Genomic DNA, 14,952 nt, shown 5'->3' with positions numbered 1-14,952 from the left:
GACCCCGCCTGCCAGGACGTCAGGTAAGTGGGCGGCAAGGCCGCCGGCCTCGCCCAGATGACGGCCGAAGGGCTGCCCGTGGCACCCGGCTTCGCCGTGACCGCTGCGGCCTACCGGGCCTACCTTGAGGCGGATGGACTGAAGGAGTTCACCCGACGCGTGCTGGACGGGCTGGGCAGCGGGCGGGACCAGGCAGCGTTCGACGACGCCGCGCACCGCATCAGCCAACGGTTCGCCGACGTGCCCATCCCGGCAGAGGTGGCAGACGCAGTGCGCGGGGCTTACACGAAGCTGTGCACCGAAACAGGGGTGGAGAACATCGCGGTGGCCGTGCGCTCCAGCGCAACGGCTGAGGATTCCGTGGGCGCCAGTTTTGCGGGCGAGTTCGAAACCTGGGTGGACATCGTGGGTGCGGACGAGGTCCTGAAGTACGTGCATGAGTGCTACGTCAGCGTCTTTGCCGGGCGGGTCCTGTCCTACCTCTCCGAGAAGGACATCGATCCCCACGCCATCGAGATGGCTGTGGTGATCCAGAAGACCGTGCGGGCACGCGCGGCAGGCGTGATGTTCACCCTCAGCCCCACCAGCGGTGACCGCTCCAAAATCGTGCTGGAAGCCAGCTGGGGCCTGGGGCTGTCGGTGGTCGGTGGTGAGGTGACACCTGACCGGTTCGTGGTGGACAAGGTGGGTCTGGGCATTGCCGACCGGTCACTGGGTAACAAGATCATCGAATACCGCAGCGGAGACGCGCCGGTGGACGTTCCTGCTGAACGCCGGAACATCCTGTGCCTGCAGGACGACGAAGTAGTTGCCCTGGCCACGCTCGGCAAGAAGCTCGAACGGATCCATCAGGCACCCCAGGACATCGAGTTTGCCGTGGACGAAGAACTCCCCGAGGGCAGTAACGTGATCCTGCTTCAGTGCCGTCCAGAGACAGTCTGGTCCAACGCAGACCGGAAGCCGGCTTTCGACGCCGCGGCGGGCATGATGTCCTGGATTACCGGCAGCATCTCCGGCACGGCCACCCCGCCTGCACACGCGCACGGAGCCTCACACCAACACTAGAGTCTCCGACGCTCCGGACAGCCGGTCCGGCCATCCACAGGACGGCCGGACCGGTATCGTTGCGGCCTAGCGCTCCACCGCTTCGACGTTGGTTAGGAGGCTGCGGAGCCGTTCGGTGAGGGCATTTCGGTCCTCAGGCGGCACGAAGCCAACGAGCTTTGCTTCAAAGTCGGACACGGAGCGGAGCACAGGAAGGATGGTTTCCTGACCCTTCGGGGTCAAACGAATCAAAGCCCCGCGACCGTCCCGCGGATTGCTTTCCCGGGTCACCAAACCGGCGGCGACCAGTTTGTTGATCCTTTTGGTCGCCGCGGGTCTTACCCTCAGCCGCCGTTCGTGGCGTTCAAAGAGTAAGGGTGCCGTCGTACGCGAAGTGGCAGGTGTTGGCTACCCGCACAAGGCCCTTCTTGCCGGTAGCGGCCTGCGCCGCGTGGAACAACTCCCTCATCCCGTCCAGCGAGCGGGCGTTGCAGGACGTGTTGAAGGTCCTGTCCCCACAGGCGCAAGGGGCCAACGCCGAGCTCGGCTTCCTGACGCAGGCGTGGTCCTCCTTGGGCGGCACCACCTTTCACCCTGCGTGGTGGAAAACCGGGCCAGTGTCCTGAGGACGAGACGATAGTCGTATCCCTTAAGGGCACTCCTACGGTCGTTTTAGGACCGTGAGTTTGTCTGCGTAGAGGAGCAGGCTGCGGCCGGCGACGCCGTCTTGGTTTAGCCAGAAGACGCTGCCGTCCAACGCGACCATATCGACGATTCCCGACGCCAGAAGTGTCCCGTTTTTGGAGACTGCTACTCGATCCCCACGTCGTAGTTTGGTCCAATTCGGGACCGGTTCTTGTAACGGAGCTGGCACGGCCGTCCTTCTTGTCCTGCCTGAAGGGGTGAGACTGATATTTGATGTCGTTGTTGTGATAACTCGGGAGTGATGAAGGAGGGCTGAGAACTCAGCCCTCCTTCTGTTGGTGTTTAAGGGTTAGATCACTACGAACAGGAGCCAGGCCAGCAGGGGTGCTGCCACGATCATGGACATGCCCCAGATCATCATGCCGCGGAAGGTCTTGTCGCGTTTGTCTTCTTCGGTGTTGGCGATGACGAGTGCGCCACCGGTGGAGAAGGGACTGGAGTCCACAGCCGATGCTGCGATGCAGAGCGCGATCACGAAGCCCAGAACCGCGACGGAGCCTGTGACAAGCAGCGGGGCTGCGAGGGGGACCAGGACGACGAACATGGCGTTGGTGGAGGCGAAGGCTGATACGACGCCTGCCACTACGAGCATCATGAGTGCGGCGAGCAGTGGCGTGCCGATGCCCGCGACGGAGTGGGCGAGTTCTTTGATGACACCCGCGGATTCCAGCACGCTGATGTAGGTGACGATTCCGCCGATCAGCAGGATGACGTTCCAGCCGATGTGTCCCAGGGCCTCCTTGGAGTGTTGCGGGTACAGGGCGGAGAGAACGACGGCTGCGGCGAGGGCGAGGAATCCGACGTCGAGTTTGAAGCCCAGGGCGCCGACCAGGATGCTGACCATGAGGACCACGGTGACGATTTTCTCGCCGGTCCAGGTAGCGGTTCTAGTGATGGTGGCGGTGCCGCCGCCGAGGTAGGAGGTGGTGGAGTCCGCGGTGTCTTCCTCGCGACCGCGGCGCATCAGTTCCGGTCCCCCAAGGAGAATGAACGCGACCGCGTTGATGACAACGTTGGCGATGAAGGTCCAGAGGAAGAGCTGACCGGCGTCCACGGAGACGCCCACTTTCGCCAGGACGCCGTTGACGATGTTGTAGTACACGGCGATGGGGGAAAAGCCGCCGGCATTGGTGCCGTTGATGATGCACAGCCCGACCAGCAGCGGGTTAATCCTGTAGCGCTGGGCGAAGGCCAGGCCCACGGGGATGAGAATGGCGTTGGTGGCTGCAGACAGCGCCCCGGATCCGGTGATGATGGCGGCGAGGATGAAGAAGACCCACGGAACGAGGGCAACCCGCCCCCGGACTGCCCCGACGGCGCCGCCGACGATTTGGTCGATGGTGCCGTTGGCCCGTGCCATGCCGAAGAGGTAGGTCACGCCCAGCAGGGTGATCAGGAGGCTGCCCGGGAAGCCGGAGGCGATGTCGGTGGCCGTTTGGCCGAAATAGAGTACGCCGAGCAGGAAGGCAACAACCAGGGCGACGGCGCCCATGTTGATGTTGCGCCACATTGAGAGGCCGAAGATGAGGACAAGGCCGGAAACGGCCACGAGTTCTTGCATGGCTTAGTTGATCTCCACTTGGTATCGGAATGTTGATGCCAGTCCATAGGACTCGCGGTACTCGGCGACGTCGCCGGTGTGGGTTCGTGCGGTGCGGTTGATTTTGACGAGGGGGTCCCCGGTTTTGCAGCCCAGAAGTGCGGCCTGCGCGTCTGTTGTCTGGGTGACGGAGAGTTCCTCGGTTGCTGAGCCGATGATGAGGCCGATCCGGTTTTCGTATTCCGGATACAGCAGGTTGCCCAGCTCCTTGAGTTCAATGTCGGCGATGGCCTGAAACTGCGGCAGCGGGAGCCAGATGTCTTCGACCAGGAAAGGGGTGTCCTGCCACAAACGAAGACGGTGAAGGTGCAATACGGGGGAATGTTCGTGGATCTGCAGGGCGGCGGCGACGTGGGAGGGTGCGTCCTGCGTGGTCCGCTCAAGGATGCGGCTGCCGGGGGTCTGCCCGGCTCCACCCTGCATCCGGAAGAAACGGAACAAGGAGTGCTGGAATGTAGCCCGACGAACGTACGTGCCCCGTCCCTGGTGGCGTTCAAGAATCCCGTCCGCCGCCAGTTCGGCAAGGACACGCCGCAGCGTTCCTACTGATATGCCGTACTCCTCAGCCAAAGCAGACTCGGGCGGCAGCGGTGTTGTGCTGGCCCATTCGTTTGCCCGGACGCGCCGGATCAGGTCGTCTTTGACCCGGGCGTGAAGCGGCAGTCGCTGATCCGTCTGGGCCAACGCCGGGGAGCTGGAAGCTTGTGTCATGCCTCACAGCGTAGATCAAATTCCTATATAGGTCTAGTCCTATAAAGGTTTATGGGTTTGGGTTAGAGTTGTTGCCATGATTGGATTGCCCGCCGCTGCGACTGATACCCACGCGCATATCTTTGAACCGACCCTAATGTCCGTCGCTGATGCCAGGTACGTGCCGGATTACGCCGCCACCTTGGAGCAGTATCTCGACATGCTGACCGCCCACGGAGTGGATCGGGGCGTTCTGGTGCAGCCGAGCTTTCTGGGATCGGACAACAGCTATCTTCTGTCCGCCCTCGCAGCCGCACCGGCGAGGCTTCGCGGAGTTATCGTGGTGTCACCAGAACACGTTTGCTCCGAACTCTCCGAAGGGAGAGTGGAAGACCTGCACAAGGCAGGGGTCCGCGGTGTCCGGCTGAATCTCATCGGCCAGCCACTGCCGGACCTCTCTTCTCCGGCATGGCAATCCGCGGCGGTCACGATGGCACAGCACGGATGGCACCTGGAAATCCAGGCTATCGGGCAGCAATGGCTTCATCTCGCACCGGCCCTCCGAGCCTGGCCAGGAAAACTGGTCATAGACCACCTGGGACTACCACACTCTGAATATCCCGAAGCGCTTCGCACGGTGCTTGAGCTCGCCCTCCTCGGACATGTCTGGGTCAAAGTCTCCGGCCCGTACCGGTCCTCCCGCCAACACGCCGCGATGGTGTTCGCCGAACTCTTGGAGCAAGGTTGCGCAGCCAGACTCGTCTTCGGCAGCGATTGGCCATTCACCAGGCACGAAGAACATAGATTCACGGATGTCCTGGACTGGGCCCAAGCCCTGGCAGGGGACGATCTCCTCCGGAACATGATGACAACAAACCCAGCTTCCCTCCTCGGATGGCCGGCTCCATCCGATGACCCAGCCTCAAAGCCGATGCTCCATTTGTGAGGAGGGTCCCTGCAGGCTGATCTTCGACCGCCGAACCTGCCGAAATGTCGCCGACTAGGACAAGGGCCCTCCGGCTGGTTCCGCTTGGACCGCCGCGGCCGGCCTGGCCGCTTGGCCATACTCAGGCAACTGTGCGTTTCTTATCTGTGATGGGGTGGTCTGGCAGACCACTGTTCATATCGCCCTTCCGCCACGGGACAAGGTAGCGCTTTTTCCTACTTGGGGCATCACCGGAAATCATTCTCCGTAGCCTGACGAACCGAAGGGATTCGGTCGACGAGATCCGAACCGTCGGCGGAGGGCGATGTATCCGCCGTTGTGCAAGTCAGGTGGCCCGAGGGGGAAGGCCCAGGGCCTACGGCGTGCGCGACCTGGAGACCAAGACGCAGGCGCAACCTATGACCGGGTGCAGGCCGCCAGCGTTACCAAAACCATGACAGCCGTGGCCGTGCTCAGGTTTGCCGACGGCCACCTCATCGGACTCGACGACCCCGTCACCGATGTCTTTCCAGAATTCACAACTGTCCTCAAGCTTCCAGGTCCGATCACCGTGCGGCAACTGCTCAGCCACACAGCCGGGATGCCCGAGGCCGACGATGCGCTGCCTGTCGATGTTGACTTCCGCCCCGTCCTCTCCCGACGATGGAGCGTGGCTTGGAGCTGTCAGGGACCCTACCTGGGAAGCATCAAGCGTCGGGTCTTTCGAGTACTCCTCCACTTGCAGCTTGAGGCGCTGGTGGACGTACTGGCACCGGTTGTCGTCAGTGCTCCCCGAGGCCATTTTTACTCGAAATGCCGGCACGGTGCGGACGCGACAGTTTTCTGGTGAAACGTGTTTCCGAGCCGCAGGGACTTCTGACCTTCCGCCTACCCAGCCGACACCCCCGGACACTGAAACGCTGTTGTTTACAAGACGCGAGGCAGCCGAACTAAGAATTGTTTTTGCTTCCACGCCTCGCTCCAATCGGCTCCAGCCGATCCCCGCTCACCTGCCTCATAACTAAGGCTGGGTAATCGATTTTGCCACGAGGTTATGAGACATAGTTACGAGAATCACCGTTGCCCTCCCGCATTCACATTCCGCAGAAGATCTGCAACTGTTCAGGTCAGACGACTATTCGCTCGTCGAGACGTCTCGTCTCCCAAGGGTTTCGAGACGAAGCTCTTGGGAACCACCAGCTTCTCCATTACTTGACGCGTCTGGGAGTGGCCCATCCGTGATTGCGTATGGACTCGCATCTAGCGGCGGGTGTACTTTCAGCTGTGGAAGGTTTCACCCACCCTTCTGACGCCGGCCGCGAGCTAGATGAACTACGCGTGAGGGCATACGGTCCGGATCACGACATCGATGGTGATCCTCGGGCTCTCGCGAGGTTGCGCGAACTTGAGGCTGCGCACCTCGCCAACGTCGAACGCCGGGCGGACGCGGCCGCGAGCGAAAGCTCGGCCGGTACGGAAACCGGGAAAGTGGCGGTTCCCGCCGTCGCCTTAGCTGAAGCACAGGGGTCGCCGGAGCCCGGACGGGCGATCGCGCCGCTGTCGCAGCCAGTAAAGGACAGTTCGTTGCGGTCGCTCCTGCGACGCGCGATGAGGACGTGGTGGGGTCGCCTCGCGGGGGGGGGCTGGCATGTTGGTAGTCGCTGCCGCCATCGTCGTGGCAGCCCTACTGATTTTTACGCCACGACCCGACGCTACCTTGCGTTTAACGGCGGTCGAGGCTGACGACCAGGTCCGCACCCTGGTGACTTCCGCGGAGCGAGCTGGTGGGTACGAAATCGACCCCTCAACGCTCCGCGCATACGGGTCGTACCATGGTTTCAATGTCTGGTCGGGCGTGAATGCTTTTGGCTCTCCGTGTCTCGTGGCAGTGCACCGGGCATTCGACTACCTCTCAAGAGCGCGCTGCGCTCCGTTTCCGGCAGACCTCGTTGTGGACGTCTCTTCGTCAGGCGAGGGACTCGACATACCCACCGGCGACGGCATCATTAGGTTCATACGTCGTGGCGACACGGTGGACGCCTACGTCTACCTCTTGCCAGAGGCCGACTGATGGACACATCCTCGCAGCCCTCAGACGATAAGCGAGAACTGGATGCGCTCCGCAGGAGGGCATATGGTCCGAATCCCGATATCCAGGCTGACCCCGCTGCTCTGGCAAGGCTGGAGGAACTGGAAGCGGCACGCAAAGCGGTCCCGCTCGACGCCGCGGACAATGGCCTTGGCGAACCTGCTGCAGCCGCGGATGGCGCGCCCAGCCCCGATCCCGCCCGGACTGCCTCGCGCGGGGGCGCGCCGCGGTCGCTTTGGCGTCGCGTTATTGCTACACGTGCCCGCCGCAGCTGGTTAGTGGCCGGCGCGATGGTGGTCTTTTTGGCTTTCTCTTACACCATGGGGTTCCTCGTCGGACAGCCGCGTCCCGATGCCATACTGCAACCAATCGCAGACGAGGCAGAGAACGCGGTGTTCAAGACGCTGAGCTTCTATTCATCGAACGCCGATGAGTCCACTATTCGCGGCTACCAGCCGTATCGGGGACGCCAGCCGGTGTTCCACATGGATAGGCGGGGCTACCAGTGCTTAAGGATTTTCGGACCAGGTTACGGGGCGCCTAACCCAACTTGCGTACCGCCTGGGGTGGATCTTTTTGCTGACGTTGGTACGTGGCCGTTGCAGAACCACGACCTTATTGAAGGTATCCCAGGTCTCCCAGACGGGAGCATCGCCCGGTTCCACTACCGCGGACACTCGGTGGACGTCTTCCTCTACCCGGCGTCAAAAGCCGACTAAGGCTCGGACCCCAGAGCCTTAGTCGCGAGCACAACTGCAATCCCCACAAAGTAAACCTCAAAGCATGCGTGTGGGGTCCTAGGCTGATGAGCCAGACGCAGCCCCCGGGCGAGTTACTGCGCTACTGTCGAAAGCCGAATGTCACCCGGTGACTCGAAACCTTCCCGTCTCGAGTCACATTTCGGGGGATTACTTGAATCGGAACCGATCTTCGTACAACTCGTCATTGTCACGGGTTCTGTGCCGGAGGAGACTTTAGGGTACGGCACCCCATCTCGGGCCGCCCGCGGGGCCACCCGGCTGCGGGGCCTCACAGTACCCGGTAGCGGCCTGGTGGATCGATGAGCTCCATGGCACCCCCCGGAAAGGGCGCTCAGCGGTCGCGCCATATCCTGTCCCTGCTGGCTATCGCACTAATTGGGTGTCTCGGCGGATGCGAGTATGAGTCCAATGACGTCCCGCTGCCGTCCGCCAGTCTTCCCACTACGGAAGCCCACACCGTCCCACCGCTTCCGTACGGCGGCGACACCGGCACCGTCCCACTGCTGCCGGAGAATGGCAACATCGCTGCCGGCACATACCTCGTCCCAGCCACCGGCTTCGCGGTGCCTTTCGAGATCACCGTCCCAGATGGCTGGTCGAGCACAGACGGCGAAGGTCTGGCCAAGGACGACCCGGATGACCCTGATGAATGGGGGGTCTTCGTGGGTTGGTGGCCCGCCAAATATGTGCCGACGGACGCATGCGCGTGGGAGGACGCCCTCGTCGAGGTCGGTCCGTCGCCTGAAGTCTTCGTCGACGCGATGACGGCGCAGACGCCAACGGTGAGCACTGCTCCCGTCGAAGTCATGTTGGGCGATTACTCCGGCTTCGAGTTCGACCACTCCGTCGAAGGCGACATGGACATCAAAGCCTGCGACCGCGGCAAGTTCTGCATCCACTCAGACCTTTCAAACGAATGCACACGCTGGTACTCGAGCGCCGCTGAGCGCGAAACCTACCGCGTGGTCGACTTGAACGGCCAGCGCGGTGTGATCTGGGTGGTCCAATTCCACACATCGATCAATCCGGAGCTGACGAGCGAGGCACGCGCCGTCTTCGACTCGATAGTATTCAGGTCCGGCAAGTGACAAGCTAATGCGATAGATGAAAGCCAGCCAGCGGGCGCCGACTCCTTCTCTGACCCCACCTGGGTGACTAATAGCCTCAGTGTTTCGAAACCCTAGCCTTTCGAGACAACCGGCCTGCAGGCGAGAGCTGACCTGACTGCCTCTTACACCCGCGGAGGGGCATCGGAAGTCGCCACATAGGGGGCTGAAGCACCGCCGTTCATCGGACCAAACCACCCCAAATCACAGTCACATTGTGCTCCAAGAACCAACTTTTCAGGGACCTTGATCGAAAGGTTTATGGCCCAACCAGGCATAGGACTCGAGTCCTCACGGCCCCCCGATAAAGCAGACGTAAGTGTGGACATTGTCCACACCCTCTTTGGCAGGACAAACGTTGAGGCGCGACTGCGCGGGCACGCCGTGAGACCGACTCCAGGGGCGCTCTTAAGCCAGAGCGCCGAAGTCATGTCGTCCCCGCTCCCCCGGCCCATGAATAGGTGTAGGCCATCCCGGCCCACCCGACAGCACCGGAACGAGGAACCATATAAACCACTTCAGCAGGCGGAAGGCCAACTAGCCAGGGTCTTGAACCCGCCACCCCACACACCTGAAGAGGCCATCGCGGCAGCCAGGCCAGGGACCGCAAACCAGCCGTCAGAGCGACGCGACCACAAGCTTTGTTAACAAGTCAAAGCATAATCGCCTCTGACGAGGGAATCTGTCGTGTCCGAGGTGGGACTCGAACTTTCATTCCACCCCCAGCAAACACGGGGAAGTGGCGGAAATACGCGGAATCCGGGCGGGTCCGAGCGATCTCCTCCCCAGTCCAAAGGCCAAAGTGTGGACACTGTCCACACCCCAACAAACGGTCTTAGGCCACCTGGGACCGTTGTCGTCCTTTGTCATCCTGAACGCTGCTATCGCAGCCGCGGTCAAGATTTGTCAGCGCTACGCGCGCCAATACGCGGCTGACCTGCGGAAACACTGTGCCCGAGGTGGGACTCGAACTACATTCGTGGCCCTGCAAACACTGCGAACCCGCGAAAACATGCGGAATCCGGACCGGCCCGAAGGCTCTACGCGGCAGTACGAGACCAAAAGTGCGGACATTGTCCACACCCGTTTTCGGAGATGGCAAAGTATTGCCGGGGCAGCAGATGCCGTGAACTTGGGCGGCAGAGTCCAGCAAGTCAATAGTTCCCGCGGCGACTCCGACGACACCAGTTCCGGGTAAGCCTCGGCATCCTCCTTGACAGTCGTCGCCGGCCTGGCCAACGCTCGGCCAACAAACGGACCTCATCGACATGGAAGCCGTACCGATCGACTACTTGAAGGGCATGCTCGAGGTCCCGGCATGCCGTCACGCGTCCTCATGGCGCCTGAGCAGATCAGACCCGCCCGCTCAATTGCAGTCAGTCGAGTAGCGCTAGGCCGAACTCAGCGACGACGGCGCGCAGTTCCCTGAGGTAGCGCTGCGCTTGGTCGGTAAGCGGAATCGCGGCGTGACCGATCCAGCCGATCTCGATGCGTTCGTCAACGTCGAGTGGGATGGCGACGATCTCCGGGTCGAGCTGCCCGCTGATGATGCCCGTCGAGATCGTGTAACCGTGGAGCCCGATCATGAGGTTGAAGATTGTCGCACGGTCAGAGACCCGGATCTCCTGCTTACTGGACAAGGTGGAAAGAATTTCCTCGGCGAAGTAGAAGGAGTTGTTCGCACCTTGATCGAAGGTTAGCCGCGGCAAGCCCGCGAGATCATCGAGAGTGGCACGCTCTTTTGACGCGAGCGGGTTTTTTCGTGAAACAAAAATGTGCGGATCGGCGAGGAAAAGCGGCGTAAACGCGAGCCCGGATTCCCGGAGCAGCTTGTCGATGACCTTCCGGTTGAAATCGTTCCGGTAGAGGATGCCAACTTCGCTGCGGAGCGTCCGGACATCCTCGATAATGTCCCAGGTTCGGGACTCACGCAGTGAGAACTCGTATTCGGCCACATCAGTGGCCTTGACCATCCGGACGAAGGCGTCCACCGCGAACGAGTAGTGCTGCGTTGACACCCCGAGCAGGCGTCGCCGCGGTGGCCTGCCAAGGTAGCGCTGCTCGAGGAGGGCGAACTGCTCCACCACCTGCCTCGCGTAGCCGAGGAACTCCGCTCCGTCCTCGGTGAGGGTGACTCCGCGGGCGGAGCGGACCAGGAGCGCCCGGCCTACCCGGGCCTCCAAATCCTTCATCGAGGCGGACATGGTGGGCTGCGCTACGTAGAGGAGATCTGCAGCCGCCGAGATCGAACCCTCCGCTGCAACTTCTATGAAGTAGCGGAGCTGCTGCAGGGTCAATCCACTCGAAATCTGGGCCATAGGGAAATTCTATATGGGAGCATAGTAACCACTGGTTACTTGATACCCTGCGAAAAGCTGCACCATGGATACATCCCCTTCGGAAAGGCCGTCTCCGGCCCATCAACGGATTGGCATCACATGGCAGACGACTTCACCTTCAGCATCACCACCACGCCCTTCGACGAGGACTACTCCCCCTCGGAAGGCTCGCGGATCACCACGAATTTCGCCAACCTCGCACGGGGCGAGCACCGCCAGGAGAACCTCCGCAACGCCTTGACCATGATTCGGCGCCGCTTCAACGATCTCGCAAGCTGGGACAACCCGGACCGGGACCGCTACACGCTGGAGCTTGAGATCGTTTCCGTGCAGATAGATTTCACTGCCGAAGGTACGGATCGGCAGTTCCCCCTGTTCGAGGTCCTCGACATCCAGATCGTCGACCAACTGAACGGGGTCCGCCACCAGGGGATCGTGGGAAACAACTTCTCCTCCTACGTCCGCGACTTCGACTTCAGCGTGGTACTGCCGGCGGCAGCAGCTGACTCGGGCAAGCCCACCGTACCCGAGGACTTCGGAGACCTTCACGGCAAGCTGTTCCAGCAATTCCTCGATTCGCCCGCCTGCCAGGAACGCTTCCCGCAGCCGCCAGTGGTGTGCATCAGCGTCTCCACGAGCAAGACGTACCGGCGGACGGAAAACCATCACCCGGTCCTGGGCGTCGAGTACTCACAGGACGAGTTCTCGCTGACGGACGCGTACTTCGCAAAGATGGGGCTGCAGGTTCGCTACTTCATGCCACGCGGCAGCGTGGCTCCCCTCGCCTTCTATTTCCGCGGCGACCTGCTCAACGACTACTCCAACCTGCAGCTCATCGGCACGATCAGCACCATGGAGACGTTCCAGAAGATCTACCGCCCGGAGGTCTACAACGCGAACTCCGCCGCCGCCGCCGTCTACCAGCCGAGCCTGGGCGAGCAGGATTTCTCGCGGACCCAGATCGCCTACGACCGCGTCGAGCGCAGTCAGCTCGCGATCACCCAGGCGAAGTACACCGAGGAACACTTCATTACGCCCCACAAGGATCTATTGGACCGGTGGACCGCCAAATACCCCGCACTCGTCAACTGACCCACGGAGAATCGTCAATCATGAACACACTTTTGCCCACCACCGTTGTCGGAAGCCTGCCCAAACCATCCTGGCTCGCACAGCCGGAGACTCTTTGGTCCCCTTGGAAACTTGAGGGAGAGTCGTTGCTCGAGGGAAAGCAGGATGCGCTGCGCATTGCCATCCAGGAGCAGAGTCGGCGAGGCATCGACATCGTCAGCGACGGCGAGCAAACCCGCCAGCACTTCGTCACCACCTTCATCGAGCATCTCGTCGGGGTGGACTTTGAACAGCGCAAGACCGTGCGCATCCGTGACCGTTACGACGCGAGCGTGCCAACCGTCGTCGGGCCGGTGCGCCGCGAACGGCCGGTATTCGTCGAAGACGCCAAATTCCTCCGCTCAACTACCGACAAGCCGATCAAATGGACTCTTCCCGGTCCGATGACGATGGTGGATACGCTTTACGATGACCACTACAAGAGCCGCGAGAAGCTCGCTTGGGAGTTCGCCGCGATCCTGAACCAGGAGGCAAAGGAACTCGAGGCGGCCGGCGTGGACATCATCCAGTTCGACGAGCCCGCGTTCAATGTCTTCCTCGATGAGGTCAAGGACTGGGGCGTGGCTGCGCTTGAGAGAGCGGCAGAAGGCCTGCGTGCGGAGACCGCCGTGCACATCTGCTACGGATACGGGATCAAGGCGAATAATGAATGGAAGGCGACGCTCGGCTCACAGTGGCGGCAGTACGAGGAAACGTTCCCGCTGCTCCAGAGCTCCAGCATCGACATCATCTCGCTGGAATCGCAGAACTCCCACGTGCCCATGGACCTCATCGAGCTCCTCCGGGGCAAGAAAGTCATGCTCGGGGCAATCGACGTCGCAAGCGAGACCATCGAGACCCCGGAGGAGGTCGCCGACACCCTCCGCAAGGCCCTGCAGTTCGTCGATGCGGACAAGCTCCTGCCCAGCTCGAACTGCGGCATGGCACCGTTCCCCCGGGATGTCGCACTGGCCAAGCTGAGTGCTCTCAGCGCAGGGACGACCATCGTTCGCGAAGAACTGGCCCGCTCCACCCCCAAGGTGTCATAACGGTGTTTCACGCCTACCCCGCAGACACTTGGCTCGAGGCTCCGCAGCAAAGCTTCCCGTCTTCCCTCTCGGCCGATGAATTCAAAGCACTGTTCCGTGGGCACCCGGGAGGTGTCGCCGTCGTCACGGCCGATGCCGGCGAAGGGCCTGTGGCGCTGACGGTATCGTCGGTCGTGTCGGTGAGTGCGGACCCTCCGTTGCTGATCTTCTCGGTCTCGGCACTGTCTTCTTCGTCCGAGGTGCTGTCGCGCGCCGAGACCGTCGTCGTGCACCTGCTGGACGCGCACGACGTCGACCTGGCCAAGTTGGGAGCGACCCCCGGCGCCGACCGCTTTGACCAGACGCACCGCTGGTCGGCCCTTGCAACCGGCGAAGCGGTGTATGACGATGTCCGCGCTTGGGTGCGCTGCGCCGTCATCGATCGCATGGAGGTGGGGACTTCCACCATCATCGCCGTTCACGCCCTGGAGTCCCGTGTGATGCGTGACGTCCAAGCGGGCGAACCCGGCGACGCTCTGGTCTACCACAACCGTTCATGGCACCGCCTGGGCGAGCATTCCAAGCTTGAAGGCTGAGCGCCGCGCCAACAATGGAGGCAGGAAGCAGAACGGCTCACGACGGCGGAAGTATAACTGCCGCCATTCGCGCTTCGTGGTTGGCGGCATGGACGCACAGACGGCCAACGACCACGTCCTTGACGAGGGCCTGATTGACGATGACCAATAAGCATGTCCGAGGGGTGGTCATAGAGACCACCCCTCACGATGAAGGATTCCATAAACCATGACATCAGCCATAGCCAGCTCAGGTACTAAAACCACCTGTACTCGGCAAGAAAATGCGTCTCCGGAAAAGTTCCGACTGATGCTCATGATGGCCCTCACGCTCGTTACAGGTGTGGTTGACGCCGTCGGCTACCTTGGACTTGATCGCGTCTTCACCGGAAATATGACCGGCAACGTGGTAATTCTTGCGATGGCGTTGGCCGGGGCCGCGAACCTGCCAACTTTGGGCCCACTGGTAGCACTTGGCGCCTTTCTCCTCGGCGCTGCGGTCGCCGGATTTACACTCCAGTCAAGCCCGAAAGGCTGGAACCGCAGGGTAACGCTCCTTCTCACAGCGGGTTGTATCGCGTTGACGGGAACCGCTGCCATCTCTCTCATCGTGGAAGACGTCGGCCACCAGTCCATTCGTGTCATCGTTGCCGCCCTTATCGCCATGCACATGGGCTCCCAGGCTTTGATTGCGCGGCATTTGGGCGTACGAGACATGACCACAGTGGTCATTACTTCCACCATCACCTCCCTCGCCGGAGAGTCACTTGTGGGCAAGCAACGGCCCCGGTTACTCAACCGACGGCTGGGCGCTGTCCTCGCTATGTTCGCCGGGGCCGCCATCGGAGTACTCCTGCTGCAGATCCATCTCAGCGTCCCGATCGGCCTCGGCATCGCCATCACCGCCGCTGTGACGGTCCTGGGGAGACGCTGGCATTGATGCGGTACATCCCACCGGCCGTGCCTGCGCAGCCGACAAG

The 14,952-nt window shown here is 61.8% G+C and carries 13 protein-coding genes; 10 read left to right on the top strand and 3 right to left on the bottom strand.

Annotated elements, in window-relative coordinates; translation table 11 throughout:
• Positions 1 to 27 precede the first annotated feature (27 nt).
• The gene (locus tag LDO22_RS02035) at positions 28 to 1,065 is read left to right on the top strand and encodes a PEP/pyruvate-binding domain-containing protein (protein ID WP_224025913.1); all 1,038 of its coding nucleotides are present in this window, start codon (positions 28 to 30) and stop codon (positions 1,063 to 1,065) included.
• Between the two features lie 973 nt (positions 1,066 to 2,038).
• On the opposite strand, the gene LDO22_RS02025 is transcribed toward LDO22_RS02035, so the two are convergent.
• Both LDO22_RS02025 and LDO22_RS02020 read right to left on the bottom strand, forming a co-directional pair.
• Positions 2,039 to 3,310, bottom strand: a complete 1,272-nt coding sequence (locus LDO22_RS02025) for an SLC13 family permease (RefSeq protein WP_224025912.1) — start codon at positions 3,308 to 3,310, stop codon at positions 2,039 to 2,041.
• Positions 3,311 to 3,313: 3 nt separating this feature from the next.
• Entirely contained in the window at positions 3,314 to 4,060 is a 747-nt protein-coding gene (locus tag LDO22_RS02020; protein WP_224025911.1) for a GntR family transcriptional regulator, read from the bottom strand.
• Positions 4,061 to 4,136: 76 nt separating this feature from the next.
• Between LDO22_RS02020 and LDO22_RS02015 the strand changes: the two genes are divergently transcribed.
• From LDO22_RS02015 to LDO22_RS02000, 4 genes are all read left to right on the top strand, one after another.
• Entirely contained in the window at positions 4,137 to 4,985 is an 849-nt protein-coding gene (locus LDO22_RS02015; RefSeq protein ID WP_224025910.1) for an amidohydrolase family protein, read from the top strand.
• 406 nt (positions 4,986 to 5,391) lie between these two features.
• Complete coding sequence (locus LDO22_RS02010; protein ID WP_224025909.1) at positions 5,392 to 5,814, top strand: serine hydrolase domain-containing protein; 423 nt, start codon at positions 5,392 to 5,394, stop codon at positions 5,812 to 5,814.
• A gap of 1,220 nt (positions 5,815 to 7,034) precedes the next feature.
• The gene (locus LDO22_RS02005; RefSeq protein ID WP_224025908.1) at positions 7,035 to 7,772 is read left to right on the top strand and encodes a hypothetical protein; all 738 of its coding nucleotides are present in this window, start codon (positions 7,035 to 7,037) and stop codon (positions 7,770 to 7,772) included.
• Positions 7,773 to 8,113: 341 nt separating this feature from the next.
• Positions 8,114 to 8,902 (top strand): hypothetical protein, encoded by a 789-nt coding sequence (locus LDO22_RS02000; protein WP_224025907.1) that lies wholly within the window; start codon positions 8,114 to 8,116, stop codon positions 8,900 to 8,902.
• 1,394 nt (positions 8,903 to 10,296) lie between these two features.
• On the opposite strand, the gene LDO22_RS01995 is transcribed toward LDO22_RS02000, so the two are convergent.
• The gene (locus LDO22_RS01995) at positions 10,297 to 11,238 is read right to left on the bottom strand and encodes a LysR family transcriptional regulator (RefSeq protein WP_224025906.1); all 942 of its coding nucleotides are present in this window, start codon (positions 11,236 to 11,238) and stop codon (positions 10,297 to 10,299) included.
• A gap of 120 nt (positions 11,239 to 11,358) precedes the next feature.
• Here LDO22_RS01995 and LDO22_RS01990 point away from each other — a divergent pair, with 120 nt between their 5' ends.
• Genes LDO22_RS01990 through LDO22_RS01970 form a run of 5 tightly spaced genes read left to right on the top strand, consistent with a single transcriptional unit; the run spans position 11,359 to position 14,912 of the window.
• On the top strand, positions 11,359 to 12,351 hold the full coding sequence (locus LDO22_RS01990; protein WP_224025905.1) for a DUF1852 domain-containing protein: 993 nt from the start codon (positions 11,359 to 11,361) through the stop codon (positions 12,349 to 12,351).
• 20 nt (positions 12,352 to 12,371) lie between these two features.
• On the top strand, positions 12,372 to 13,418 hold the full coding sequence (locus LDO22_RS01985) for a methionine synthase (protein ID WP_224025904.1): 1,047 nt from the start codon (positions 12,372 to 12,374) through the stop codon (positions 13,416 to 13,418).
• Positions 13,419 to 13,420: 2 nt separating this feature from the next.
• A complete protein-coding gene (locus tag LDO22_RS01980) occupies positions 13,421 to 13,993 on the top strand; it encodes a flavin reductase family protein (protein WP_159632126.1) in 573 nt (190 codons plus the stop codon).
• Positions 13,983 to 14,144, top strand: coding sequence for a hypothetical protein (locus tag LDO22_RS01975; RefSeq protein WP_224025903.1), 162 nt, complete (start codon positions 13,983 to 13,985; stop codon positions 14,142 to 14,144). Before LDO22_RS01980 ends, LDO22_RS01975 begins: the two co-directional genes overlap by 11 nt.
• 57 nt (positions 14,145 to 14,201) lie before the next feature.
• The gene (locus LDO22_RS01970; RefSeq protein ID WP_224025902.1) at positions 14,202 to 14,912 is read left to right on the top strand and encodes a YoaK family protein; all 711 of its coding nucleotides are present in this window, start codon (positions 14,202 to 14,204) and stop codon (positions 14,910 to 14,912) included.
• Positions 14,913 to 14,952: the final 40 nt, after the last annotated feature.

The organism is Arthrobacter sp. NicSoilC5 (genome assembly GCF_019977395.1).
GTDB lineage: Bacteria > Actinomycetota > Actinomycetes > Actinomycetales > Micrococcaceae > Arthrobacter.
Note: the sequence above shows the minus strand (reverse complement) of the source record. Positions and strands in the feature narration are given on the sequence as shown.